Source organism: Providencia sp. PROV252, assembly GCF_033676005.1.
GTDB lineage: Bacteria > Pseudomonadota > Gammaproteobacteria > Enterobacterales > Enterobacteriaceae > Providencia > Providencia vermicola.
This window is the reverse complement of sequence record NZ_CP096294.1, coordinates 152,101-176,191: the sequence shown is the minus strand read 5'-3', so window position 1 is coordinate 176,191 and position 24,091 is coordinate 152,101. Positions and strand designations below refer to the sequence as shown.

Below are 24,091 nucleotides of genomic sequence, written 5' to 3'. Positions count from 1 at the left end.
CTTAATCGTCTTCTTGCTGATGCTGTTCCTGTTGTTGCCTATGCTGCTGGCCACGTTCTTGGTCTTGTCTGAAATAAATATTTTTCTCACCACCGAGTAAATACTTATTTTCTTGTAAGCTATGCTGCACTTCACGGCTCTGTGTTGTGGCAATAAACTCTGTTTTTGTCGCCAATTCAAAGGTCACAGACGGTGTATTTTTCCATTGATGGAAGGTATAAGTTAACGTTCGCGGCAAAGTCTCTTTAATGTGAGAATCCGCAATTGCAGCGCTATGACCTGCCCATTTATCTATCTGAGATGCCACAGAAGATGACTCACGTGCTACTGATGTTTGAGCCTGAGGTTGTACCGTGGTTCCAAGTTCCGTAGGCCCTAGACTATTTCGAGATATGTTAATGACATCAATATTTTCATTCTCTTGTAAAACGGACTGGTTTTTCTCACTTTTCGTCAAATCTTGTATGACGCGCTCTTGCATTATTGCAGAACTTAATTTAGCGGTAGTATCGGACTGCGGATCTTTAACTGTAATTTCGGGTTGCATATTCACGTGAGCTTCCTGAGCAACTGTTTTTGAGTGTTCAATGCCCTGTTTACTTTCTTGCATACCCATTACTAATCGCTCTGTTGCTGGATTTCCTCCCACTTGATGGCCGTCATTCTCTAATACCATCGATGGTTTCTTCGCGAAAAAATCACCTTTCGATTCTCTTTTCAACAACAGTGAGTTAACTATTATTTGCTCATCAACATAATGAATATCAGGCAGTTCAGATGAATTCCCTTTCTCTTTTGCCAATGACATCAATAACTGGTTCGGCTTCTGAACAATATTGTTATTTGGCGCTAATGGGATGCCACTCATATTGAATAAAGGAATTTCATCATCTAACAATTCATAATCCCTTGATGTTTCTTGTTGGTTGCAGAGCTCTATTTCATCACCTAGCTCCAAAAGAGTTTCTGTTTGAATTTCAGGTTCAACTACGCTGTTAAATAAATGCATGTCACAAGAAATAGCTAACGGTTCCTCCTGTAATATCGGCACTCCCTGCCCCGTGAAAAATGAGAGCTTTGAGTCATTATTCCCCCCCACTAAACGACCTTTATCTTCTGATTTAGCACCTGTATTTTTTTCAAAAACACTAGCGGCCTTCATCGCTAGTTTTTGATAAGAAGGTATATTTCTATTCGCTGCTGTTGGCTGGCGATAACGTTGTCCTGACTGGTCGCTTCTTGCTGGTAATTCAGCGGCACTACCTATTGTTTTTTCATTGTGAAAAGGTTTAATGACGGACATTAACAAATAGCTCCTCTATTTCATGTTGTTGCTGACGCTCTAATTTTAAGCACTGTTCAGCTCTCTGCTGTTTGAGATATTTTTGGAATTTTTCACACTTTCGATGTAATACAAGTGATTGCGCTTTTATTCGTTCAGCTAACAGCTGATATTTTTCGATTTGCGTCAACATGCTATCGCTTTGATACTCATATTGCGCAATCTCGGCCAATACCGCCGCTTTCAAACGCTGTCGCTCCCAAAACTCAACGGGTTTTAATTCTTGGGACTTTTCATACAAAACAACCTGCGCCGCTAAAATTTGAGTACGCTCTTTTATACTCAGCAAATTTTGTTGTAATTCACAAATAGCTGTATTCAGCCTTCCTTGCTCTTGCCGAGTTTTATCTAAACGGCGCTCAACTAGCAGCAATAAATTCTTTACACTCATATTGTTAACTGATGGAGCTGATTGAACACACTTTCAAAGTCACTCGATTCCCCCATGCCTTGCTTTAAAAACTGTTCAATTTCAAGTTGTTTGCTTAGCGCTCTATCGTTATCACTGTTTTCACCTTCTTTGTATTCCCCTAAATCCAAGTACAGTTGTAATTGTTGTAATGTGCCAAGCATTTCACGTACTTCAACAGCTGCTTTCGCCTGTTCTGGGGATACTACCTTCGAGAAAACACGACTAATACTTTGTAAGATATCAATTGCTGGATAATGCCCACGCCCCGCTAATTTGTGGCTAAGATAGATGTGACCATCGAGGATCGAACGAATTTCATCGCCAATCGGGTCTGCTTCGTCTTCACTTTCCAACAAAACAGTATAAAAAGCAGTGATAGCTCCGTGCTTCACACGTCCTGGGCGCTCTAATAACATCGGTAATTGTTCAAAAACAGAAGCAGGATAGCCTCGTCTTGCTGGCAATTCCCCCGTTGCTAACGCCACATCCCTTAACGCCCTTGCATAACGCGTCATTGAATCAACGTATAACAAAACATTGCGCCCCAGATCCCGATAATACTCAGCAATTGTGGTAGCTAATAATGCGGCATTACAGCGTTCAACTGGAGGGCTATCCGATGTGGCATACACCAAAATAGTCTGGGCGGCATGAGGAGAGCTTTTTAGCTCTTCGATAAACTCAATAACTTCTCGACCACGTTCGCCAATTAAAGCCACTATATGAATGTCAGCATGAGCATGGTTGATAATCATGTTCATCAATGACGTTTTTCCGCTACCCGCGGCGGCAAAAATACCAATACGTTGCCCTAAACCACATGTTAGTAGCCCATCAATAGCACGAACCCCCGTGGTTAAAGGCTCATTGATAGGCCGCCGTTGTGTGACACTAATTGGCGGGTTATCAATACGTTGTAAGCGACTATTGAGACCTGTTTCTTCCCTAGAACTTTCAGCCAATTGACCAACTTGCTCACCTGATGCATCAAAAATTTTTCCTGCCAAAGACTCACTTACCGGAAATACAAAGGGGTAACCGCTAGGGCGAATTACGACTTCGCGTGTTAAACCTTGTATTCGGCCAATCAAGCTCAATACCGTTAAACCTTCTTTAAAACCCACCACTTGTGCTTTCGCAATGATCTCTGGATGAGAAATTGAGCGTTCAATGAAACAGATTTCACCAATGAATACCCCTTGCAAAGGCGCCTCAATCAAACAACCGTGAATGCGCGCAGGATGCGCGCAGATATCAAAAATTTTCATCATCTATCAAGATAATTTAGGCTGAAAGTTGAATGCGCAATTCATTCGCACGCTCAAAGAATTCATCAAAACTATCTGAGAATACTGAGTTTTCATTTAATGCAGACTCTTTTAATACCGCAGATAAAATAAAATTATCATCCACCAAGTTTAATGCAGGTTGCCCTGGTTGAAAATTACGTGGTGCATATTCAACTATCGACTTTAATAATAAACTGCTTACTGATTCTAAGCGGCTATAATTACATGGAGTTAAACCGCACCAAATAATAATATCATCTGAAGAAAGATCGATATTAATAGCAGGTGAATCATTCATCTCTAATTGGATATTAGTATGGCAGTCTAAATCTGGGTTAATTAAGTCACTACGTCCCTCTGTAGATAAATATTTATTTAATGATTCTATAAATCGATATTTCATATTTTACTCCTTATTAATTAAATTGTTTTAATCACATTCACTTTCACGGTTTCAGAGACTTCGTTGAAAGAAAGCACTTCTAATTCAGGAAATCGCCCTTCCAAAATTTTTTTCACAAAACGACGGATATCTACGGGTACTAGCATGTTGACGTCTCTAATCGACAAATAACTATTTTCTAAGGCCAATTCCGCCGCTTGAATTAATTGATTACTGGTTTCTGGTTCAAGGTGTAAATACACCCCCCCAGAAGATTGGCGGATCCCTTGACGAATGGTGTCTTCAAAATCTGAATTGACCATCAGTACATTGAGCCGCCCATCAACCGCAAATCGAGAAGAAATGTAGCGAGCCATTCCACTACGAATATGCTCCACCAACATCAGGCTATCTTTTTCTTTTGGTATCCATTGCACTAAATTTTCAATAATCAACTTCATATTCCGCACGGATATTTTTTCCATTAATAAACGTTGGAAAACTTCAGTGACTTTCTGCACCGTGGCATGTCGATAGCATTCTTTTAACAGTTCAGGGTATTTCTTATCGAGATCATCCAGTAAATTTTTTGTTTCTTGGATACCAAAAAACTCATTAATATGGCGTAGCATCAAGGTACTAATGCAATCAATCATTTCTGTTACATCATCACGGCTAAATAGGCCAAGTTGCTCAATCTTTTCTTTATCTCGCTCAGCAAACCAAAAACTTGTCGTACCATATTCATCGGTATATTCAGTCAACTCTATACCAAGATGAACTAATTCTTCTGTTTGTGTTAATAAACGATGGCCATGGAAGCAAATACTGTATTCACCAGCTTTGACTTCATTGATTAAAATGACGATTTTGTTCTCAGGTACAATAGGTGAATAATTAATCGCAATATCGGGTATCCGATATCCATAGCGAATAAACACATCCTTCTTCATTCTTGCTAGAAAATTATGCTTTTCTAAATGCGGCTTGTACTCTTGATTAACAGAAATAATAATTGGCAATGTTTCAGGAATATATTCTTCTGCAAGTTCCTGATTAGCGCGCTGAGTTTCCCCTTCTGTCACATCTGAGTTAACACTTTCCGTTTCTTGTAGATCTTGTTGTGGCTTTTTCTTGTAGCTTTTATAGTAACGTACAGAAAACAACCCAAATAACAGCGCCGAAAGGAATAAAAATATACTGGTTGGGAAGCCTGGCAAGAACCCCATGAATAACACAATTAATGCCGTAATTAATATCGTAAAATCATTAGCAAATAACTCAGAAACGATATTTTCCCCTAGGTTTTTATCATTACCACCCACCCGAGTCACAATGAAACCTGCACTTATCGAGATTAATAGAGCAGGAATTTGAGCAACTAAACCATCACCTATCGTCAATAAGGAAAAAGTATTCAACGCCGTTGATATATCCATCCCTTGTTGAGCTGTACCAACCGAAATGCCACCAATTAAATTGACAAAAATAATCACGATCCCTGCGATGGCATCCCCTTTAATGAATTTCATCGCACCATCAAACGAACCAAATAACTGACTTTCTTTCTCTAGATCACTACGTTTTTCTTTAACTGTAGCTTCATCTATCACACCAGCACGTAAGTCTGCGTCAATACTCATTTGTTTGCCTGGCATCGCATCAAGAGAAAATCGTGCAGCCACTTCGGCAATACGCTCTGAACCTTTCGTAATCACGATGAACTGTACAATCGTTACGATGGCAAAGACCACCATACCAACCACAAGATTATCTTGAATAACAAAATCACCAAACGTGGCAATAATATCACCTGCATCCGCCTCTAATAGAATTAAGCGGCTTGTACTAATTGATAAAGCCAATCTAAATAATGTACTAATTAATAAAATGGATGGAAACGACTGAAAATTAAGTACTCGAGTAATATAAAAAGAACTCATAAAAACAAGTACTGAAATCATAATATTCAGGCCTATTAATAAATCGACCAACACCGTTGGTAATGGGATAATTAACATAGCGATAACCATCACCATAATCACCAATACCATTAATTCAGGTCGTTGTCGGATCTGTAATAAAAACCCTGTTATATTTTTCATAGACTGATAAATTTCCTATTTATTTTTTTTCTGTTGTTCTTTAGCCACAATATCGCTCATATATTTTTTTAAAGATTCCAATAATTGTTCTCTCTCTTCCAATGATGGAAAAACCGCTACAGGGATCATTGAAAAAGCCAATAGTAATAACTGCAAAAATTGAGCACGTATTTCGGTATGAGCAATACGAAGTTCTTTATTAATAAAAGAAACTACTTTTTCTTCAAATATTGTTTGCCCGCGGATCCCGCTGGTAAAAACTTGGCTAAGAGATTTTTCCAATATAGGCTTATTTATATCAATATTATTTTGAAAACATGCTGATAAAAAAAATTGCTGACTAAATATATGGTCAAGTGATTGTAATTCTCTTAGCCGTCCCACCCGAATAAAAAAATTACCAAATTCACTGACATTGACATCTCCCAATGGCAAGGCCTGCAAATCACATGCCAATGCTCTAGCGAGATAGCGCATCATATTTTCACGTTCTTGAAACTCTAATTCTTCAACCCACTGTTCATATAAATAAACCACAGGGCCATCATAATTAATAAACTCACGATAAACAGCCCTCAGGTTCCCAGCACTTTGTTTTAGTTTTTCAGCAAATGCTTTCGCTAATAGAGCTACATTTGCACCAGCTTGAGCACTACGCGCATTTTCATCATTCAGAAGAGACTCATTTAATGTCTCGAGGTTGTTAATTTGCTCCTGCTTTAACTTTCTTCGATGAATTAATGTTGCTAGCGCCATTAATAAATCGCTTGGATCTGGGAAAAACTGCAATAATAATGCACGCAATTGCTGCGGTGTCATAAGCTGCTTATTTAGCAACCCCTCGATTCTCATCACTTTTTCATCTGCATCATTATCTAAAATGCGTTCAGAAAAACGAGTCCATTCTTCATCAGGTGCCTTTCGAGAGTTTCCTCGACGCACATGGCTCGCAGCTAGCATAGCCATTGATGCGTATTCACTACTACTATCAATGACACCTAAACCACGAGCAACCTCGTCGCTATCATCACTATTGCTCTTTGATGATGCACGGCTTTTATCCTGGGTGTTGGATAAAAACCGATTGCTGTAATTCATCGGCGTTATTGCCATGATTCACTCATATATTGCTGTAAAAACTGTACCGTGCCGTGCAATTGACTATCACGTTGAGTGATACGTGTTTTTTCTGAAAATTGCCGACCATCCCACGCTTCATTTTCATCCAATAAACGTGGCTGAATAAGGAATAGGCGAACCATTTTCTGTTGGTTAACTGAGGAACTACTAAATAACCCGCCAATCCAAGGAATATCCCCTAATCCAGGGATTTTGCTTTCATTTTCAATATATTGCTCACGAGTGTAACCACCTATCAGTAAACTACTGTCCTGCGCAATCCGTGCAACGGTATTAATACTTGTGCGATTAATAGACGGCAGCCCTTCAACGCTGGAAGCCTTGCCATCACTGCCATGGCTTTGTGCACCATCTTCAATATTCACTTCCATTTCAACTTGCTGACCCGCTGAAATACGAGGCATGACACTGATCATGGTGCCGTAAGTCACTTGCTCTAACGTCGCAATACGCTCACCTTGTAATTTGGCGTAAAAACTGGTGTTGTTATCAAATAATGCGGGGATATTTTCTTGGGTTAGTAAAACGGGGCGAGACACAATACGTCCATCTCCCTTTTTACTTAACGCATCTATCTGTAATAGAAAGTCTTGGCTATTGGATAATGTGCTGCGGTTAAAGGCCATCGCCCCTCGCCCCGCTTTATATGACCCTACTTCCCAACTCACGCCTAAATTATCTAACTCAGAACGAGTGATATCGATAATCCATAATGAGAGTTCAACTTGGCGGCGACGTACATCTAGTGTACGAACAAGCTGTTTTACATAGTTAATTTGCTCTTGGCTGCCCTTAACAATTAAGCTATTACTATCTGGATGAGCCACCAATGAAAGCGCGTTTTTACCCGAAGAGCGGTTAACAATAACCTGCTTTTTTTCCTGCCTTTCTTCCCCTATTGGCGCATCCATCAGTTCATCAATTGAATCCCCAGATACATTAAGTTTTGCAGGCTGGATGTTAACGGTTTCATCTACCGTATTACCACTATCTTTAAGCAACGTACTAATAACTGTCAGCATGCCAGGCACCGTCATACTCTGACCGCGGGATGAATATGTCCGGTCGGTGACAGAGGCATGTTTCAATGAAATAACAGCAACTTCACCGCTTGTTGACTCTTCTTGGGTTAGTTGTTTCTCAAGATACAATGTAGCCGCTTTAATAAGCTCAACATACAGAGGGGGCCCTGAAATAAAGAGCAAGTTATCAGCACCTTGGGAACGTACAGGAAAACGTTCATCATAAATTCCATTACGCTGAATATAATTAAGTACCTGCCCGCTGCTGACTTTATGGGTTGGCACAAGCGCACTACGCATTTCACTATTATCGTAAACATAAATACTGGCGCCATCGTCATACCATACCAATGCAATACGACGAGTTAAGGCTTTGAACATTTCGTCAGCATTGGCAAGATTAAAATTACCCGTGACTTTTTTCTGTGCGGCTAACTTGCTTAAAATAATCGGCTTATTTAATTGCTCCGCGACAGCCTCAAAAACTTTACCAACGGCAATATTATTCGCCACGAACGTATCATTGCTCTTTTCTTGTGCCATCGGCTCTGCAATGAAGGTTTCAGATTGAGCCGAATGAACATTGACGCTCAACAAAAGGAGTGCAATAAATATTGCTCCCTTTCTTTTACTGCTCATATAAATTTGCTCCAAGGTGCCTAATCTCTGAAGGAGTTAGTCCCAACTCTTTCTTAAGATCATTAGTGAAATGAGAGGCTGAGCAGTAGCCTGCTTCTAGTCCCACATCTAAAATTGAGCCTTCACTTTCAATTAATTGCAAAATCGCGTTTGCCATACGAACACTCATTATTTTTCGTTTTGCTGTTTTATTAAAGTTTTCTCTATAAAGTTGCCTAAAATAAGAAGCAGATACACCATAGCGAGCACAAAGCTGATTGATATTGGCATTTTTATCATTTTGCACAGCAGAAAGAATAAAACGCATCATGCCGTAAGCTTCGTATTTACGTAATGTATTACACCAAATTTCAAACTCTGGCTGCTCTCGAATAACTAAATCGATAACAACATTTTTAATAGATATCTCTGTAAAAAACGCTTCATCTAATGGAATAAATTCTTGAGTTATTTCATCATTTAAATAAAGCTTATCTTTTTTTGAAAGAAAAGATTGCTTCATTGCAGTATCAATAACAGCAAGGATTTCAATTAGCTCAGACAATTCTATTGAATAAATTTCCCAGTCAGGATTCGCTGATTTATCCAACGCGTCATCATTAGCGATAAATATAGCGTTTTTTTCAAATTGAATATTTAATTTTGAATATGGAGATTTATAACTAAAAGCCGCTCCCTCTGCAAAATTAACTGCCAGAAATAATTTATCTTGTAAAGAAAAATAGAGATTTCCATTTTCTAATAATGCAGCAATATCTTTCTTTGACATTATATAAGCCCTATCTATTGGTTGATTTTAGAGCAGATTGCAGGACACCTTCCCAAAATACAAAGGAATAAAATGGAATACTTCATACCCTTTTCACCCTGCCATAGGTACAAATGAGTAAGATTTATTCAGCTGACTGCTCGATATTTATTCTGTTTAATACACTTGACTTATTTTTATAGAGATAACATGCATGACAGATATGAACAATCGAACCTATATTATGAGAATCGCCAATGGGGAAATGCGCGATCAGGAAATAATAATAACATTAGATGCTAACCTTATTATTATTGGTGAAGAAGATAATTATAGAACGAATATTTCTGATGAAGGATTTACCATTTATTCAATACCGAGTCATCAAGAACCTTTTACGTTTTCAATTATTTCCTATGAAGGCCAAATCGCCATTGATCTTCATACTCAAGCTCAAAGCAAAATTATCCCTATTAACTTGCATGAAACGGTACTGGAAGATTTATTCCCTTTTGCAATTAAACATATTGATACCCCTTGGGCCATCTCACCAGTTGAAGGGGCATCCTCAGATATCGCTATTAAACCAGAAAAGCGAGTGAATAAATTTAAAAAATCGCCATACCATCCAAAAATGCTCGCGGGTATATCATTAATCATTATTATTTTCATCAGTTGTCTATTTATTCCATACAATTCCGAGATGGCAAAGGATAAAAAAATACAATCAATTGAGGATATTATTAGTGGCAACCACCACCCTGCAGTAATCACTGATGACGGTAAAAATGGGGTATTAATCTTAGTAAAAACACAGCGGGACTTTGACTGGAGTATGCAACGCTTATTAAAATCAAAGTATCGTAGCCATTTTAAGGTTGACAAAATTCAAAACCTCGAAACTGAAATAGAGAATAAGATCTCAGATATTACCCCTAATTTATTAAAAATAGATATAGATGACCCTTGTCACCCTATTATTAAAATAATAGAAAAAAATATTTCAAAAAAAGAAGAAGATATTATTGATAAAATATTTTTAAATTATTTTCAATGCTATAAAAAAAGTGAATTTAGAATAAAAAAACTAGACGAATTAATAAAAAATGCCGAACTAGGATTAACAGAAAGTAATGTTAAATGGAATAAAATCACCGAAAACAACAAAACTATTTTTGGTATAAATGGCAGTCTAAATGATAAGCAAATCATATCATTAATTAGTTTCGTAAATTCATTCTATCAGCAATGGGGGGAACAGCAAATTCAGTTCTCTATCTCATTAGAAAATGATGAGTTAGCAGGAAAATCTTTCATTTCAAATAACAATGGTTACATTTTATTAGGTAATAATCATTGGTTATTTAATTCCAAAACACGTTAGAAGTAAGCAACAAGAGGAAAATTAGTATGGCTATTGGTTTAACTAGTGGTGAATGGCAAACATCAACATTAGAAGATAATACTACCACAACAAATAACACTACGACTGCAAACAGTAAATGGGGCATGATGTATGCTTCCTCCGCAGGCCTTAGTGCACGCACTAAGGTTATCGCAGATGAGCTAAAGGGGATGATTGATAACCCAAATATTGAGGTCGATAACCCTTTAGTACTCGGTAAAATTACCGCATTAAGTGGCAATTATAATATGGCACGTCAATTGCAAAGTAATGTAATGAAATCAATCAAAGATGCTGCTCAAGCGATTATTCGTAACGTTTAATTTTTGAATAAAAGCACCTATTACAATGGTGCTCTTATTTTATAGGATATAATTTATGATCACTCCAATATCTCTTTCTACCACACCTAACATTATTGATGATATTACCTCATCGATATCTACTGGCTCATTTGAAGATAAGGTAAAAAAATTATTTGCAGAATATACTGCTGCGGTTGGTAATGAAAAAGCCAATCTAATAAACAAAGCAAATAATGTGGATGCCAGTAATCCCGCTCAGCTCATTGAAATACAAAATCAAGTCGGCAATTATAATTTAGCCATGAGTATGATTAGCACACTCACCCATAAAAGTGTCTCTGCTATTGATACAGTGTTAAAAGCGCAATAATCATGAATATTTTAAAAAAACTGTTATTAATTAGTTTTATCAGTTTATTACTGGGTTGTGATAATCAATTACTACTCAGTAACTTAAGTCAACGACAAAGTAATGAAGTTCTTGCTGTACTGCAAGAACATGGTATTGAAGCCAACCGTAAACATGATAATAAAAGTGGGGATTCTATCCGTGTTTCCCCAGAAAATTTTGTTCTAGCAGTCGACTTACTGCGCCAGTACAACTTACCGTCAAAAGACCCCGTTGAAATCATTCAAGCTTTTCCTGGGGATTCACTGGTTGCTTCACCACAGGCTGAACGGACTCGATTACTTTCCTTGATTGAACAACGCCTTGAACAGTCATTGCTTTCTATTCCTAATGTCGTCAATGCAAGGGTTCATGTGAGCTATCCATTAAATGGTAATGGCGCGGTTAAACAAGTACAAAAAATATCCAGCTTGGTGACCTATTCAGGGAGTGAAGACCCGAAAATGATGATGAATAAAATCAAACTATTTTTAAATAATAGTTTTGCAGAAACGACGTACGATAACGTTTCTGTCGTCATTGTCAGCCGACCACCATTACAGTACCAAATAAAATCACCTTCAGAAAACGCTACTTATCCAATAATACTTAGCGCAATTATTAGTCTAGCTATTCTCTTATTTTGTGTATTGGCCTGTGTTTTGAAATACCGCAATAATAAAAAAACACCAGTAATGGAAATGGAGAATGCACTCAATGCAGATGCTAAGTAAATTACTCATTGAGCAAGGAGATATCTTTCTTGCTCCTGGTAACTATTTTCATCCCGAGTTTAATGGATTGATTTACATCCAATTACCACCATTATTGCAAAAGCAGCATAACCAAAAGCTTATTGAACAATATGACTTACAGATGCCAAGTACTCAAACCCGCTTATTACCCAAAGCATTATCAGTACATTGGAAGAAATTGCCGATTGTTGCTGTTCATTTAGGTGCTTTATTACAAGTTCAATCAGAGTTTTTTTTTGGAAAACCACCTAATAGCAAAATGTTACAGCACTATTTTCTTCAACCATTAAACCCAATTGAAGTGTTAAACAATAATACAGAAAGTAAATTAATTGCATCAGGTGCAGCACAAATTTTGCTGTGCCTAGCCCCTTTCGGCCACGCCTATGTTCAGCGTGCAAAATATATGTTTAGTCAGCAAGTTCAGCAAATGATCCCTAATTGTCACCAGGCAATATTACCTTGGAATATTATTGAAAAAACTTGCCATTATCTCAGTGGAAGTACAAAAAATGAAACAACTATCGCCAGTTAAAGACACAGCTCAAGAAAAAGTGCTGATCAAAAAGCGCACATTGAATGCATCTAAATACCAAAAAACAGTCATTGAATACGCCCAAAAAAAGGCCAATGACCTCTATCAGCAGGCGGTAACAGAAAAAACAGAAATTTACCAAATTGCTTATCAGCAAGGGTATAACGACGGTATAAAACAATTATTAGCCGATTTTCTTATCTGTATAGATAAAAGTGAAAATGCCTTTCAGAACCAAGTTAAACAAAGTTCAGAGCGACTTGAAACATTACTTGTAAATTTTTTTAGTGACATGCGAGTCAAAGAAATTGTTGCACACTACTTTCTTTTGCAACAAGAAAAAACACGTCATCACCAGATACACTTGCCTGCAAATATGCAGCACATTTTTAGTGACCAATATCCAGAGCTTACAATTGAGAGTAATAGCTCTAGCGACACCATCGCACTGGAGTTCAATAATGAAATTTGTTATTTCTCGCCAAACATTGCAGCAAAGAACACATTGCCACAAATTTTTTCGGTCTCCAGCCGCTGCCAATTATTAAAAGAACACAAGGCTAACTATCAAAAACTCATTGAATTACTCAGTACTCACCGAGGCAAACATGAACCTACCGATCAATAACCGACCATTATTTACATCAAGTGTGACTTTATCATCAACACAAACCATTCAACAAAAAATGGCATCCTCATCTCACACAATCAACGCTTCCACTTCGACAAAAAAACAGGGTGAGAATATTCAAATGTCTCCAGAGGAAAAAATAAAAATTGATACTTTCATTCGGCAATTAGAACAAAAAAACAGCGATAAAGATTTCTTCAGTTGCATTTTTAACACCATGACGCATTTAAAGAAACAAGAAAAAGAAAGTTTCATTGCAGGTACGTTACAAGCGCTAAAACTACAAGCTGATGAAACGCCTTCTTCACTCTATGAACGATTCAATGAAACACTAAAACGTTATATGTCCATCAGCCTGATGAATAGCCCGCTATCAACACAACTTAATCGTAATATTGGGCAGGTAAAACTAGAATCTGATGATGACGATACTGATATTGACGATATTTAAATGTGGGAATACCCACTTTATCTAAGTGGGTATTCCCATAATTATTAATAATTTTCAATCATGCGTTTTTAATATATAGCCAAGCAATCATTATTCCCTTTTAAAAAATAAAAAATACAAATTTATTTATGATATAAATTCATACCATAAATGATTTAAATTCATACCTTCATTGCACTTTATCTTAATATAAAAAAACGACTTAATTTTTTTAATTTATTATCAATCATCGTTTCTTTATATTGATGCATATATTATCGCCAGTTAGGATAGATATCACTTATTACCAATTTATCATTTATGGGAAAACCTATGATTAACCTTAATGACAAGCAAATAGAGCAAACAGTCTTATTATCTGAACAAGTCGTTTATGACTCGCTAAAAAGAACCCTATCACGAGGGAAAACATTAACGAATCTTACGGAAAATGAATCCTGTTTATTGAAAATTTTACTTACTAAGACAAGTAACAAGAGAGAAGTTATGTATGAAATCTGGGAAAAAAGAGGAACTATTGTGACTGAAAGTAGCTATTACAAGTTAGTTAGGCAGCTACGTCAATCATTTAAAAAAGTTGAATTAGATGAAAATCTTATTATGACATTACCAAGAATTGGTATTTTATATACTGGCGAAAAATCAGAGATACCTGTTTTATCTAAGCATAAGCCACGAAATACATTATATGCATATATTAAATGCTTTTTTCAGAAAGTCTTTATCCGTTAATTTCAATAAGTTGAGTTATTATCATGTCAATCATTATAACGCTAAAAAAAACATATAAACCTTTATTTTCTCTATTATTTATTAGCACATTACTCGGTTGTAGCTATTTCCCTAAAGTTCTTCAAATTTCTTCAAGCCATCAACTACAGGGAGTTATTTACTCACCATCAATCATTCCTGATAACTCTGAGATAACCATATCTATTAGCCCAATAGATACTTCACTATCACCAACAGAGAATTTATTAAACTATCAACTACGTTCTAAAGGTGCGAATAAAACCATCAATTTTGAAATCAATTTACCCGAAAAAGTTGCTAACAGCACGGCGAAGTTAGGTATTAGCATTCGAATTGAGAAAAACAGTGAACTCATCATGATGAGTAATAAAATAACAAAGCTACCTGATGATTTATCAGAAAAAATTACACTGACAGTTACAAAAATAAAATAACCATATAAATTATAACGTAATTTTAATTTCTCGACGATTTCATAAAAAAACAAGGTTATTAATTAAATACTCTATCAAATGAAATAATAAATTAATCATCACTCTATTAATATTGCATTAGCGGAAAGGAATCCCTAGGCCTTTCCATTGAAATATACCTTAAGCATATTCTTTATTTATTTTATTCGTAGCTATTTAATGAAAACCGAGTCACGGGATTCTATTCCCAAAAACTATAAAATAATAACTTGGTTAAATATTATTACCCAAATTAGTTTTCCATTGATGTGCACCTTCACCCCCATTATGGAACTGGAAATCTAAAAACTCATTTAAAATTCGGTGATAAATCAGCAACAAACAAACTAGAGTTTTACTGGGAAGGGATGAACCGCGCCCCATATAAACCCAGTATTTAAACAATAATTCGATTTAACCACTCAGCTGGTTGCTAAACCCAACTGGCTTTTTTTTATGTCATCTCACGTCATTTTCCCTTCACATATCAAAGGAAAATCCGTTACCGAACTTTCTACCGCCCTCTTTGCCAAGCTTTCTAAAGAGGCAAATAATTGCTGCGCTTCACCTTCAGATAAACCAGTAGCTAAGTAATCATTCCACTTATCTAATTTATCATTTAATTCCCCCACAATAGTGTAACCACGCGGTGTCAGCGAGATGTGGTAAGCCCGTTTATCGGTTTGACTATGGGTTTTTACTATCCAATTTTTTGCCAAAAACTTACTCACCCCCCGAGTTGTCACTGACTTATCCACCACCATCGCCTTCGAAATTTGTTCGAGTGTCGAAGCATCATATTGATGAATATGCAAAATCATCAAACATTCAATAGCATTGAGCCCATAAGGCTCCCCCATCCATTTCATATAATGATGAGCCGCTCGGCTGATCACCCCAAACACCCTTGCCTGTTCTGTACGCATAAATCCCTCTTTAGTTGATTTTATCAACTAATTAGTCGATAATCACACTGCCTTTAGTTGATTTTATCAACTATTAAACCTTTTAACACGCCAAACTCACCGATAATCTATGCCACATAATACAAATCTACTGCTTCGCTTAGGGTTTAATCCAATACGCTTTCGTTTTGCCTTTATTACCGCTTGTGCTTCTATCGCTGCACTTTTTATTGCTCAATATTTGGGATTAGTTCATCCACAATGGGCAGCCATGACGGTCTGGGCTTCAGCACAACCTTGGCGGGAAAATTTACTCGAAAAAAGTTGGTGGCGTTTTGCGGGCACCGTCATTGGTGTACTTGCTGGGGTGATATTAATTCAACTGCATCTCATTAACCCGTTGTTATTTATTGTGGGATTAGCCATATGGTTAGGCGCGTGTAGTGGCATCGGTCAGCTACAAAAAGGCTTCGTCGCCTATGGCACCTTTTTGGCGGGTTACTCTGCGGTCATGGTCAGTATGTTGAGTGTCCATAGCACCGATGGGTTATTTATGGTTGCTTGGGACAGGTTATGGACAATTCTTGTCGGGGTACTTTCAGCGGTCGTATTCAATTTTTTGTTTACTCCAAAACGTGAACAAGAGCCCGTCATTGCCCTTAAAAATCAAGTCGATACGCAGTTTTATTCAATTTTGCATCAAGCTTTGGAACAAAAAAGCCCGATAAAGCAACAGGATATTGACCAACTTTGGCAAGCAATGACGAGCTATGAAGACATTTTAGAAGCGAACCGTATTGGCTGGCGCTACCACCGCAAACAAGTCGCCAAAGCTCGGCAGAAGCTTATTTTTCAAAGCCAGATATTGCTACATTTAGAACAATTCCAATCGATGCCACCTTTCTATTTTCCATCGCAAGAGCCTACGGATAGACAATGGAAACATCTTTTGTCTTTGTGCCCAACTGGCGTACTAAAAATGCTCTTAATCCCTCTTTATTATGCGGCTCTCGGAAAATCAACCAAACGCCCGAGTCAGCATGACAAGCTAAAACTCCATCAAAATAAAATTTCTGCTTGGCATGCTTTTACACGTTCTTTTATCGCCATTATAGCGGTTGGCTTTTTATGGTTATGGACACAATGGCAAGCCTTGGCCTACTTAACACTGGGGCTATCAGTCATGCTCGCCTTGTTTGCCTCCATTGATTACCCTGCAAGGTTTATGAAATACATCTTTACGGGGCAATTTTTTGGTGCGATTGCCGCATTAATTTGCACTTGGTATTTATGGCCTTTCGCCTCATCATCATGGCAAATGGCATTGTTGATCATTCCAGTCATCATTAGTGGCGTTGTGATTTATTCACACAATAAATTAGCCCTAATCGCATTTGACTACATTATGGTTTCACTGATATTGCTACAACCCAGCTATCCTTTTTCCCTTTCACTGGCGCAAAATGTGGGCAATGCCATTGCGGTAGTCTCTGGCCCATTAATTGCCATGGCGGCTTTTGCCTGGATTTTCCCCACCAATCCTAAAAAACGTTACCAGCAATTAATTTATCTTTCAGAACAGCAATTTAAGCAAGGGATCACCACACTAATTCAAGGGAACAAGCCGTCGAATACCCAGATGATGCACCGTTTATTGAGCGGCTTATTACTTGCAGGTAAAAATGGGCAACCTTATGAATCAACACTGGAGTTTTTTGCATCTCGACATGGTATTTGGATAAATCTGTTTATTTTACAGAAACAGTTTGCGCATCAAGAGTCGAAGATGAGAGTGCTTAAAGTGCTTGAAAAACGCATTCAACAAAGCAGATTAGAAGCAACAAAAATGGCTGCGATTTTTCGGTTTTTACAGCGTAATGAAATAAGACAACAAGCACTTTTTCAATTAAAAAAGCATTTGAAAAACAATTAGGCAAAAGAGGGATTAAACGGCATTTTTGCCTAACAAACACCCCACTATTTTTCTAGCGATAATTTTTACCAAAGTCCTTCTGACTCTAAACCTAAAGGGACAATATCAAAAGCACCTGTCGTATATATATAAATCGCACTTTTAGCTGTGATCCGCATTTTTAAGTCTGGGTAATAGAAAATCAACAGCTTTAGTAATAAAGCGATATTGTTTAGACATAAATGATTTTCACCTTTATTTAAGAGAGTAAAATTGTCATCCCTTAATTTTGAAACGCGCTATCTCATGTATAAATGAAAAAGGTGTTAAATGAAAAATTTATCAATTAATACAACCTTAAAAAATACAGTCAGCGATAACTTCTTATTTTCTATAAAAAAAGAGCCACCTAAATAGGTGGCTCTCAGACTGCTGACAAACCGATGAGGTTTGACTGCAGGTTGGATAGGTTTTGAATATTAATACGGAAAATCAATTTATTGATTTTCCGCTGATAACACAAAGCAGGAAAAACCACGTTTTTATCCTGCTTTGTCAACAGCCTCAGAGCCACCTAAATAGGTGGCTCTGTCATTACCGTTAATCACTGTTACTTATAATTATGTTTAATTTCTTGTGAAATAACGAGGCCACGTTTCGCTTCTTTTTCTGCTATCTCAACAGACAAACCTATATAAGAACGTGGATCTAACATCGCTTTAATTTCATCATTGCTAAAAGCAGCGGATATCACACTGTTTTTGGTGAGGTTAGTATAGAAATCCTCGCCATCTGCTGCAGTCTTAATCGCTTCTTCGTATAGCAGCTCATGGGCTTTATCTTTCCCTAGTTTTTCTGCCATTTTCATCATTACGTATTCGGTGTTATCTAACCCTTTATTTCTCAATACGTTATGCAGCATTCTATCTTCATGAGGAACGAGAGTTCTTGAAAGCTCTTCGGTTCTTAATAAGATTTCTGTCGTTAACTCTAACGCTTCTTCAATTAAGCCATCGAATAACATATAAGAACTGCTGTCACCTTCATAAGGACGTACCGCTGAGTACATCCCCACACTTGGCAAAGAATACAGTTTCTGTGAATTTGCAATAATGCCTTTTGCTAATTTCGGGTTAATCTTGTGTGGCATCGTACTACTGCCCACAGTACCCTTCGTAAATCCTTCAGAAACCTCAGCAATTTCCTCCAATGTGGTGCTGTAAACTTCTTCACCAATCTTATGGCAGATATTCGCCATCAGCGCTAAATTCGCCATATATTCTAGTTTATGGGTGCTTAGGTTTCTCGATGGCACTTCCATCGCATGCATACCTGTTAGCTCAGCGACGCGTTTTTGCACTTCTAAACCGATACCTGGCATCGAGTTAAAAGCACCAACCGCCCCCCCCATCATGATGGTGAATACGCGCTTTTCGCACTCTTTCATGCGCTGATAACAATCAATAAAATCGCTTATCCACACCGACACTTTATAGCCATAAGTAATCGGGATCGCATGGCGTCCATGGGTTCTGCCTGGCATTACCATATGCTTAGTTCTTTCTGCCAAACCAGAAAGATTTTCAATGATTTCACTCAGCAACAACATAAACTTATTGTGTACCGTTTTCATCATATACAGTTGGGAACTCTGCTGGATATTCTGTGTGGTAATACCGTAGTGGATATATTTTCCACTCTCTTCTGAACAAGCATTCACTAATACTTTCAGAAAAGGCACGAAGCCATGGCCGATTTGTTGATAAATACGGCTCATTTCTTCAAAATCAATATTTTCAATAATCGCCTTTTCTTTAATTTCATCAGCTGCGGATTGGGGAATAAACCCCTGCTCCGCTTGAGCTTGAGCCAACATAGATTCAAACATTAACCAAGTTGTATATTTTGCTTCATCAGATAAAAGTGCTTTAATACCTCTATCATCAATTGTTTTACTTTTAGAATCGTATAATGCTCTCATTTCGTATCCCTTCTTTATTTCTTCATTGCTTCATCAACAGCATTGCGAACGAATTCAACCTTCGGCCCATAAACGACATGGACATGGTTTGCCGATGGAAAGAAGAATGCGGTACATCCTGATTCCAACATTAAATCTTTATCAATTTGATTCACTTCGCCAACATCAATCCGCATACGAGTAATACAGTTATCTACATTACGAATATTTTGTTTTCCACCTAACGCTTGGATTAAAATTTCTGCAATTTCACCATAACGTTTTTCTTTAATTAAGGTATTTTTCAGGTTGCTGGATTCTTCACGGCCTGGCGTTTTAATATCAAATTTGATAATCGCCCAGTAGAAAATAAAGTAAGTGACCACGGCTAAACAGCTACCAATGATGACTAAGAATATCCAGTTTGTATGCTCGTATAACAATCCAAATATCGTGAAGTCGAATACCGTTCCACGAATATAACCAATAGCAACACCCGCGAAAGAAAGTAACACTGCACCGATACCCACGATAATCGCGTAAATGAGATACAACAGTGGTGCAATAAATACGAAGGTAAATTCGAGCGGTTCTGTCACGTTCCCCAGCATCGCGGTCAATACCATTGTCACCAACATCGACTTCACTTCTGCACGGTTTTCTTTCTTCGATGTTCTGTAAATTGCCAGCGCAATCGCAGGGAATAAGAACAGTGTTACTAACATTTGCTGTTGCGCCATAAAGCGAGTCAAACTTGGCATCATCGCCCAATATTCGCTGTTAGGACCTTGTTTGAATAACACTTCAGTTAACGCAGGGACAACACCCACAAAAGTTTGTCCATCAATAACATAGGTACCGCCCGCTTCAGTGAAACGGAACAACACGTTCCAGACATGGTGTAAGCCAAACGGAATGAATAAACGTTCACCACCTGCCGTAAAGAATGGGCCGACAGGGCTCAAGAATACAGCAGATAACTTCATTAATCCTTGGACTAAGACTTCCCAGATAAACGGTAATAACGCACCAACCATGATCATTAAACCAATCATGATAATGGATACCGATTTTTTCCCCGAGAAGAAGGCAAACGCGGTAGGAAGCTCAAGGTTATAGAACTTGTCAGTCGCCCAAGAGGCAATTAAACCCGTAATGATCCCCCCTGCCGCACTGATATTCAGCGTTTGTATGCCAAGAACTTTAATCTGCCCCACTTGGCTCATAATCGCTGCATCAGCGAGTTTGCCGGTGAGCACCAACCAAATATTCATGGTAATGATCAAGGATAAGTAACCAACTACCGACGCGAAGACGGCAATCCCCTTATCTCTCTGGTTCATCCCATAAGCGACCCCCATCGCAAACAGCAATGGGATATTATCGAAAATCACCCCTGCAATAGAACGAATGCTAACTAATAGAGCGTTAACTGTTTCATTTCCGAGGAAAGGAAAGCGTGCAATCATATACGTTTGCACTAACGCACCACTGATACCCAATATCATACCGATAGGTGCAAGCACACCAATCGGAAGGAGTAATGTTCTCCCAAAGCGTTGGATAGATTCACCAAACTTTCTTCTGGCCATACTTTTTCCTTATGACTTCTATTATTAGAATTAAAGGCATACTAGCTTGGGGGTTTTATAAAAGAAATGATGTCCCGGTTTTAAAAATTATCTTAGGTCATAAATTATGACCTAAGTCATTTTGAAACGGCATTATTGTTAAAAATAACAATAAAAAGGCGGTAATATAGGAAGAGTAGGTTAAGAAATTCGCCTAAAGTAGGTTTTCTAACTCATTGATAAGTAAATCAACTAAAATAAAAAAACCAATACGGGACTTGGTATCATCCCTTTTAGTATCGTAACTGTCTGCAAAACAAAAAAGCGTGTTATCGGTATAACTGGTTAATTCATTCGTATTGAATGCTGTCATACTAATGATATTTGCGCCTTTCAATTGGACAATTTTGGCGGTCTCAATAATCTTTTTTGTTCCGCCAGAAAGTGAAATAAATATCACCGTATCATCCTTGCTGACGAGTCGAGTGAAAGAATCAGACAAATTGTAGTCATTAATAAAAAAACAGTGCAGACCTAATGCAAAGAGTAAGTGCTCAAGATAATACCCTACGGCCTTACTGGTACCCCTCGCAACAATAAAAATATTTCGCGATTTATGTAAAATATTCGCACAGTCATTAATTTGATCTTCATTAATCAGCGTAAAACTTTTATTAATGTTTTTCTCGAGTTGTTTTTTGTAGGACGCGGGCGTGACTTTTTCAGTTTTATTTTTGGACAGAATATAATTATTAATTTGAAATTTAAGCTCTTTAAAACCACTGAAGCCTAATTTCTGCGATAAGTTAATAATGACTGTTTTCGACACATAGGTTTTTGCGACTAACTCATTGATATTTAAGTAGGGTATATCGGCAATATTATCGTTCAGATATTTTAATACCTTTTTTTCACTTAGCGTTAAATTATCGTAATTTTTTAAAAATTCCAACATATCCCACCTGACCAATTTTGCCGAAAAATCCCATTGTACTGAAGGGGCCAACAACCTGATGACGATTAATAATGATGAAATAGCACAAAATAATCAATTTGCTGATTATACGCCAAATAGGGCCTTTATGTAGAACTCAGGGAGGTAAATTTGTGAGAAGGTGCAATGTAACCTGTTAGTCGTCATTATCTTTACGGCATTCAGTGGATTAGGTTTCTTTTTTTCCCTCATAAAACTGGTTTATGAATATTTTAGGGACGCCCCAGTTATCTCGCATACTGCATCCCTTTGTCGGTAGCCTCATGGCATTTTTATTTATCTTTATGTTTTTTAGATAGTTAAAATATAACTTTGTGGATAAGCAAGACCTTATTTGGGCTAAAAATATTCACAAGGTATTACGTAATGAGGAAGCTGGCGATATCGGCCATTATAACCTTGGCCAAAAAGGGATTTATTGGGTTCTCAGCCTGTGCCTTATCGTCTTAACGGTAAGTGGAATTATTATTTGGCGTCCTTATTTCGCTGATTATTTTTCAATTTCGATAATTCGAACAGCATTACTGGCACACTCACTTTCTGCAATAGCCCTGATAATTACGGTTGTTGTTCATGCTTATGCTGCCTTTTGGGTAAAAGGCTCTATCCGTACATGGTTGAAGGCTGGGTGACGCGTGGATGGGCAAGGAAACACCATCCTCGTTGGTATCGCGAAGTATTAGAAGAAGAAAAAGAGAAGAAAGAATAATCGTAAATTAAAACCGCCAAGCAGCGTCATTTATGGTACTGCTTGGCAGATTCCTCCCCGTAGATGCCCTTTACATCCCCTTCCTCTTTAGCACCAACGCAACAACATCCACCCATAAATCAATTTATTTCAGTGAGTGAGACCTGTTTTAGAAAAATAAATTTTATCCTTCAAGAATTCCATTCTTTCTGTTTTCTTACACTTTTTAACGCGGTGAGAGAGTATGAAAAGTCACCATGATTAATCACTCACATTTAGGTATCATCACGTGTGCTTATGACATATTGTGTTTAATTTTAGGAAAATTAATTATTTTTAGTTAATTTATCATTGGTATATAGCGAAATGTAACGAGGTATAAATGAGATCATAATGACTAAACGCAAATTTATTACACGCACAGAAGTTAACGCTCTATTAAATGCAACCAAACAGGGGAGATATCCCAATCGCGACTATTGCTTGTTATTAATGAGCTTCCTACATGGTCTAAGGGTTAGCGAACTTACTCACATCACAATGGCAGATATTGATTTAGCACAAAAAATAATCTACATCAGACGGTTAAAAGGAGGTTTATCCACTGTTCAACCGATAATTCCTGAAGAGTTTACTGCAATAGAAAGGTGGTTGTTAGAGCGAAATTCTTGGAAAACGTCCAGCTCAGATTGCTTGTTTATCTCACAAAAAGGGAGCCAAATCTCTCGCTACCAGATCTACCGTTTATTTGAACAATACGGCAAAATCGCAGGGCTACCCGTCAAACTTCACCCGCACATGTTAAGACATGCATGTGGGTATGCATTAGCTGACCTCGGTAGAGATACCCGATTAATTCAAGACTATTTAGGGCATCGAAATATTGCCCATACAGTAATTTATACCGCAAGTAATGAAAAACGTTTTAGTGGCATTTGGTCTAATCAATAGACAATTTAATGACTTGTATCAACATGGAACTAAAGTTCAATATTATAAAATGAATTAAACACCAAGAATGCCTCAGTTATTTAACCAATTGGTTTTATAAAACTGAGGTATTCTTATGAATGTTTGATGTGATGATTAATTTGAATACCACTAAATAGAGCCATCAATACGTTATTTTTCAACCCGCCAAAATAAGGTTAGTTAATAATTTTATTTATTCTTCTTTTACCAACTATCATAATTTAAATACTCGAAATATGAGTAATTAGTCAGCCGCATGAATTTAACAATATATTATCAATATATATACGTGTAAATTACATTTTAACTCGTATTTAGAGAATCATATAAAGATA

General features: G+C 37.4%; 23 protein-coding genes and 1 pseudogene. 12 read left to right on the top strand and 12 right to left on the bottom strand.

The features are described 5' to 3' along the window. Position 1: 1 nt before the first annotated feature. Genes M1F05_RS00780 through M1F05_RS00745 form a run of 8 tightly spaced genes read right to left on the bottom strand, consistent with a single transcriptional unit; the run spans position 2 to position 9,100 of the window. The gene (locus M1F05_RS00780) at positions 2-1,303 is read right to left on the bottom strand and encodes a hypothetical protein (RefSeq protein WP_206085136.1); all 1,302 of its coding nucleotides are present in this window, start codon (positions 1,301-1,303) and stop codon (positions 2-4) included. Next, positions 1,290-1,733, bottom strand: coding sequence for a hypothetical protein (locus M1F05_RS00775; RefSeq protein ID WP_206085137.1), 444 nt, complete (start codon positions 1,731-1,733; stop codon positions 1,290-1,292). Before M1F05_RS00775 ends, M1F05_RS00780 begins: the two co-directional genes overlap by 14 nt. Beyond that, complete coding sequence (sctN, locus tag M1F05_RS00770) at positions 1,730-3,022, bottom strand: type III secretion system ATPase SctN (RefSeq protein ID WP_206085138.1); 1,293 nt, start codon at positions 3,020-3,022, stop codon at positions 1,730-1,732. Before sctN ends, M1F05_RS00775 begins: the two co-directional genes overlap by 4 nt. A gap of 16 nt (positions 3,023-3,038) precedes the next feature. Beyond that, positions 3,039-3,446: a type III secretion system protein gene (locus M1F05_RS00765; protein WP_206085139.1), complete on the bottom strand. Its 408-nt coding sequence runs from the start codon at positions 3,444-3,446 to the stop codon at positions 3,039-3,041. Positions 3,447-3,463: 17 nt separating this feature from the next. Then, positions 3,464-5,530 carry an EscV/YscV/HrcV family type III secretion system export apparatus protein gene (locus tag M1F05_RS00760; protein ID WP_206085140.1) on the bottom strand — a complete coding sequence of 689 codons (2,067 nt, stop codon included), beginning with the start codon at positions 5,528-5,530 and terminating at the stop codon, positions 3,464-3,466. A 15-nt stretch (positions 5,531-5,545) separates the two neighbouring features. Next, the gene (gene sctW, locus M1F05_RS00755; protein WP_206085141.1) at positions 5,546-6,643 is read right to left on the bottom strand and encodes a type III secretion system gatekeeper subunit SctW; all 1,098 of its coding nucleotides are present in this window, start codon (positions 6,641-6,643) and stop codon (positions 5,546-5,548) included. Next, entirely contained in the window at positions 6,634-8,331 is a 1,698-nt protein-coding gene (sctC, locus tag M1F05_RS00750; protein WP_206085142.1) for a type III secretion system outer membrane ring subunit SctC, read from the bottom strand. Before sctC ends, sctW begins: the two co-directional genes overlap by 10 nt. Next, on the bottom strand, positions 8,321-9,100 hold the full coding sequence (locus tag M1F05_RS00745) for an AraC family transcriptional regulator (protein WP_206085143.1): 780 nt from the start codon (positions 9,098-9,100) through the stop codon (positions 8,321-8,323). The genes sctC and M1F05_RS00745 overlap by 11 nt, the downstream gene beginning before the upstream one ends. A 193-nt stretch (positions 9,101-9,293) precedes the next feature. Between M1F05_RS00745 and M1F05_RS00740 the strand changes: the two genes are divergently transcribed. From M1F05_RS00740 to M1F05_RS00700, 9 genes are all read left to right on the top strand, one after another. Next, positions 9,294-10,463, top strand: coding sequence for a PrgH/EprH family type III secretion apparatus protein (locus tag M1F05_RS00740; RefSeq protein WP_206085144.1), 1,170 nt, complete (start codon positions 9,294-9,296; stop codon positions 10,461-10,463). 26 nt (positions 10,464-10,489) lie between these two features. Next, on the top strand, positions 10,490-10,807 hold the full coding sequence (locus tag M1F05_RS00735) for a type III secretion apparatus needle protein (RefSeq protein ID WP_206085145.1): 318 nt from the start codon (positions 10,490-10,492) through the stop codon (positions 10,805-10,807). A 55-nt stretch (positions 10,808-10,862) separates the two neighbouring features. Then, a complete protein-coding gene (sctI, locus tag M1F05_RS00730; protein WP_206085146.1) occupies positions 10,863-11,159 on the top strand; it encodes a type III secretion system inner rod subunit SctI in 297 nt (98 codons plus the stop codon). 2 nt (positions 11,160-11,161) lie between these two features. After that, positions 11,162-11,911: a type III secretion system inner membrane ring lipoprotein SctJ gene (gene sctJ / locus M1F05_RS00725; protein ID WP_206085147.1), complete on the top strand. Its 750-nt coding sequence runs from the start codon at positions 11,162-11,164 to the stop codon at positions 11,909-11,911. Next, positions 11,886-12,467, top strand: a complete 582-nt coding sequence (locus tag M1F05_RS00720; protein WP_241016863.1) for a hypothetical protein — start codon at positions 11,886-11,888, stop codon at positions 12,465-12,467. Before sctJ ends, M1F05_RS00720 begins: the two co-directional genes overlap by 26 nt. Beyond that, positions 12,445-13,095, top strand: a complete 651-nt coding sequence (locus tag M1F05_RS00715) for a hypothetical protein (RefSeq protein ID WP_206085148.1) — start codon at positions 12,445-12,447, stop codon at positions 13,093-13,095. Before M1F05_RS00720 ends, M1F05_RS00715 begins: the two co-directional genes overlap by 23 nt. Further along, entirely contained in the window at positions 13,076-13,549 is a 474-nt protein-coding gene (locus tag M1F05_RS00710; protein ID WP_206085149.1) for a hypothetical protein, read from the top strand. The genes M1F05_RS00715 and M1F05_RS00710 overlap by 20 nt, the downstream gene beginning before the upstream one ends. Positions 13,550-13,861: 312 nt before the next feature. Next, positions 13,862-14,281: a winged helix-turn-helix domain-containing protein gene (locus M1F05_RS00705; protein WP_206085150.1), complete on the top strand. Its 420-nt coding sequence runs from the start codon at positions 13,862-13,864 to the stop codon at positions 14,279-14,281. A gap of 23 nt (positions 14,282-14,304) precedes the next feature. Next, positions 14,305-14,736 (top strand): hypothetical protein, encoded by a 432-nt coding sequence (locus tag M1F05_RS00700; RefSeq protein ID WP_206085151.1) that lies wholly within the window; start codon positions 14,305-14,307, stop codon positions 14,734-14,736. Positions 14,737-15,218: 482 nt separating this feature from the next. Here the strand turns inward: M1F05_RS00700 and M1F05_RS00695 are convergent, their stop codons facing one another. Then, complete coding sequence (locus tag M1F05_RS00695; RefSeq protein WP_206085152.1) at positions 15,219-15,680, bottom strand: MarR family winged helix-turn-helix transcriptional regulator; 462 nt, start codon at positions 15,678-15,680, stop codon at positions 15,219-15,221. Positions 15,681-15,789: 109 nt separating this feature from the next. On the opposite strand from M1F05_RS00695, the gene M1F05_RS00690 reads away from it, so the two are divergent. Next, a complete protein-coding gene (locus tag M1F05_RS00690) occupies positions 15,790-17,592 on the top strand; it encodes an FUSC family protein (protein WP_206085153.1) in 1,803 nt (600 codons plus the stop codon). A 589-nt stretch (positions 17,593-18,181) separates the two neighbouring features. On the opposite strand, the gene M1F05_RS00685 is transcribed toward M1F05_RS00690, so the two are convergent. The 3 genes from M1F05_RS00685 to M1F05_RS00675 all read right to left on the bottom strand — a co-directional run bounded on the left by M1F05_RS00685 (position 18,182) and on the right by M1F05_RS00675 (position 22,057). Beyond that, positions 18,182-19,552: an adenylosuccinate lyase family protein gene (locus M1F05_RS00685; protein ID WP_206085154.1), complete on the bottom strand. Its 1,371-nt coding sequence runs from the start codon at positions 19,550-19,552 to the stop codon at positions 18,182-18,184. Positions 19,553-19,566: 14 nt separating this feature from the next. After that, complete coding sequence (locus M1F05_RS00680; protein WP_272573805.1) at positions 19,567-21,123, bottom strand: PTS transporter subunit EIIC; 1,557 nt, start codon at positions 21,121-21,123, stop codon at positions 19,567-19,569. Between the two features lie 193 nt (positions 21,124-21,316). Continuing rightward, a complete protein-coding gene (locus tag M1F05_RS00675) occupies positions 21,317-22,057 on the bottom strand; it encodes a MurR/RpiR family transcriptional regulator (protein WP_206085156.1) in 741 nt (246 codons plus the stop codon). 148 nt (positions 22,058-22,205) lie between these two features. Between M1F05_RS00675 and M1F05_RS00670 the strand changes: the two are divergent. Both M1F05_RS00670 and M1F05_RS00665 read left to right on the top strand, forming a co-directional pair. Next, a pseudogene (locus M1F05_RS00670) lies at positions 22,206-22,805 on the top strand (formate dehydrogenase subunit gamma). Between the two features lie 372 nt (positions 22,806-23,177). After that, positions 23,178-23,735, top strand: a complete 558-nt coding sequence (locus M1F05_RS00665; RefSeq protein ID WP_206085157.1) for a tyrosine-type DNA invertase — start codon at positions 23,178-23,180, stop codon at positions 23,733-23,735. The last annotated feature ends 356 nt before the right edge of the window (positions 23,736-24,091 follow it).

Bases quoted from the DNA above. Each gene is read 5' to 3' on its own strand.
- M1F05_RS00780 (WP_206085136.1), bottom strand. From the start codon at position 1,303: ATGTCCGTCATTAAACCTTTTCACAATGAAAAAACAATAGGTAGTGCC.
- M1F05_RS00775 (WP_206085137.1), bottom strand. From the start codon at position 1,733: ATGAGTGTAAAGAATTTATTGCTGCTAGTTGAGCGCCGTTTAGATAAA.
- sctN (WP_206085138.1), bottom strand. From the start codon at position 3,022: ATGAAAATTTTTGATATCTGCGCGCATCCTGCGCGCATTCACGGTTGT.
- M1F05_RS00765 (WP_206085139.1), bottom strand. From the start codon at position 3,446: ATGAAATATCGATTTATAGAATCATTAAATAAATATTTATCTACAGAG.
- M1F05_RS00760 (WP_206085140.1), bottom strand. From the start codon at position 5,530: ATGAAAAATATAACAGGGTTTTTATTACAGATCCGACAACGACCTGAA.
- sctW (WP_206085141.1), bottom strand. From the start codon at position 6,643: ATGGCAATAACGCCGATGAATTACAGCAATCGGTTTTTATCCAACACC.
- sctC (WP_206085142.1), bottom strand. From the start codon at position 8,331: ATGAGCAGTAAAAGAAAGGGAGCAATATTTATTGCACTCCTTTTGTTG.
- M1F05_RS00745 (WP_206085143.1), bottom strand. From the start codon at position 9,100: ATGTCAAAGAAAGATATTGCTGCATTATTAGAAAATGGAAATCTCTAT.
- M1F05_RS00740 (WP_206085144.1), top strand. From the start codon at position 9,294: ATGACAGATATGAACAATCGAACCTATATTATGAGAATCGCCAATGGG.
- M1F05_RS00735 (WP_206085145.1), top strand. From the start codon at position 10,490: ATGGCTATTGGTTTAACTAGTGGTGAATGGCAAACATCAACATTAGAA.
- sctI (WP_206085146.1), top strand. From the start codon at position 10,863: ATGATCACTCCAATATCTCTTTCTACCACACCTAACATTATTGATGAT.
- sctJ (WP_206085147.1), top strand. From the start codon at position 11,162: ATGAATATTTTAAAAAAACTGTTATTAATTAGTTTTATCAGTTTATTA.
- M1F05_RS00720 (WP_241016863.1), top strand. From the start codon at position 11,886: ATGCACTCAATGCAGATGCTAAGTAAATTACTCATTGAGCAAGGAGAT.
- M1F05_RS00715 (WP_206085148.1), top strand. From the start codon at position 12,445: ATGAAACAACTATCGCCAGTTAAAGACACAGCTCAAGAAAAAGTGCTG.
- M1F05_RS00710 (WP_206085149.1), top strand. From the start codon at position 13,076: ATGAACCTACCGATCAATAACCGACCATTATTTACATCAAGTGTGACT.
- M1F05_RS00705 (WP_206085150.1), top strand. From the start codon at position 13,862: ATGATTAACCTTAATGACAAGCAAATAGAGCAAACAGTCTTATTATCT.
- M1F05_RS00700 (WP_206085151.1), top strand. From the start codon at position 14,305: ATGTCAATCATTATAACGCTAAAAAAAACATATAAACCTTTATTTTCT.
- M1F05_RS00695 (WP_206085152.1), bottom strand. From the start codon at position 15,680: ATGCGTACAGAACAGGCAAGGGTGTTTGGGGTGATCAGCCGAGCGGCT.
- M1F05_RS00690 (WP_206085153.1), top strand. From the start codon at position 15,790: ATGCCACATAATACAAATCTACTGCTTCGCTTAGGGTTTAATCCAATA.
- M1F05_RS00685 (WP_206085154.1), bottom strand. From the start codon at position 19,552: ATGAGAGCATTATACGATTCTAAAAGTAAAACAATTGATGATAGAGGT.
- M1F05_RS00680 (WP_272573805.1), bottom strand. From the start codon at position 21,123: ATGGCCAGAAGAAAGTTTGGTGAATCTATCCAACGCTTTGGGAGAACA.
- M1F05_RS00675 (WP_206085156.1), bottom strand. From the start codon at position 22,057: ATGTTGGAATTTTTAAAAAATTACGATAATTTAACGCTAAGTGAAAAA.
- M1F05_RS00665 (WP_206085157.1), top strand. From the start codon at position 23,178: ATGACTAAACGCAAATTTATTACACGCACAGAAGTTAACGCTCTATTA.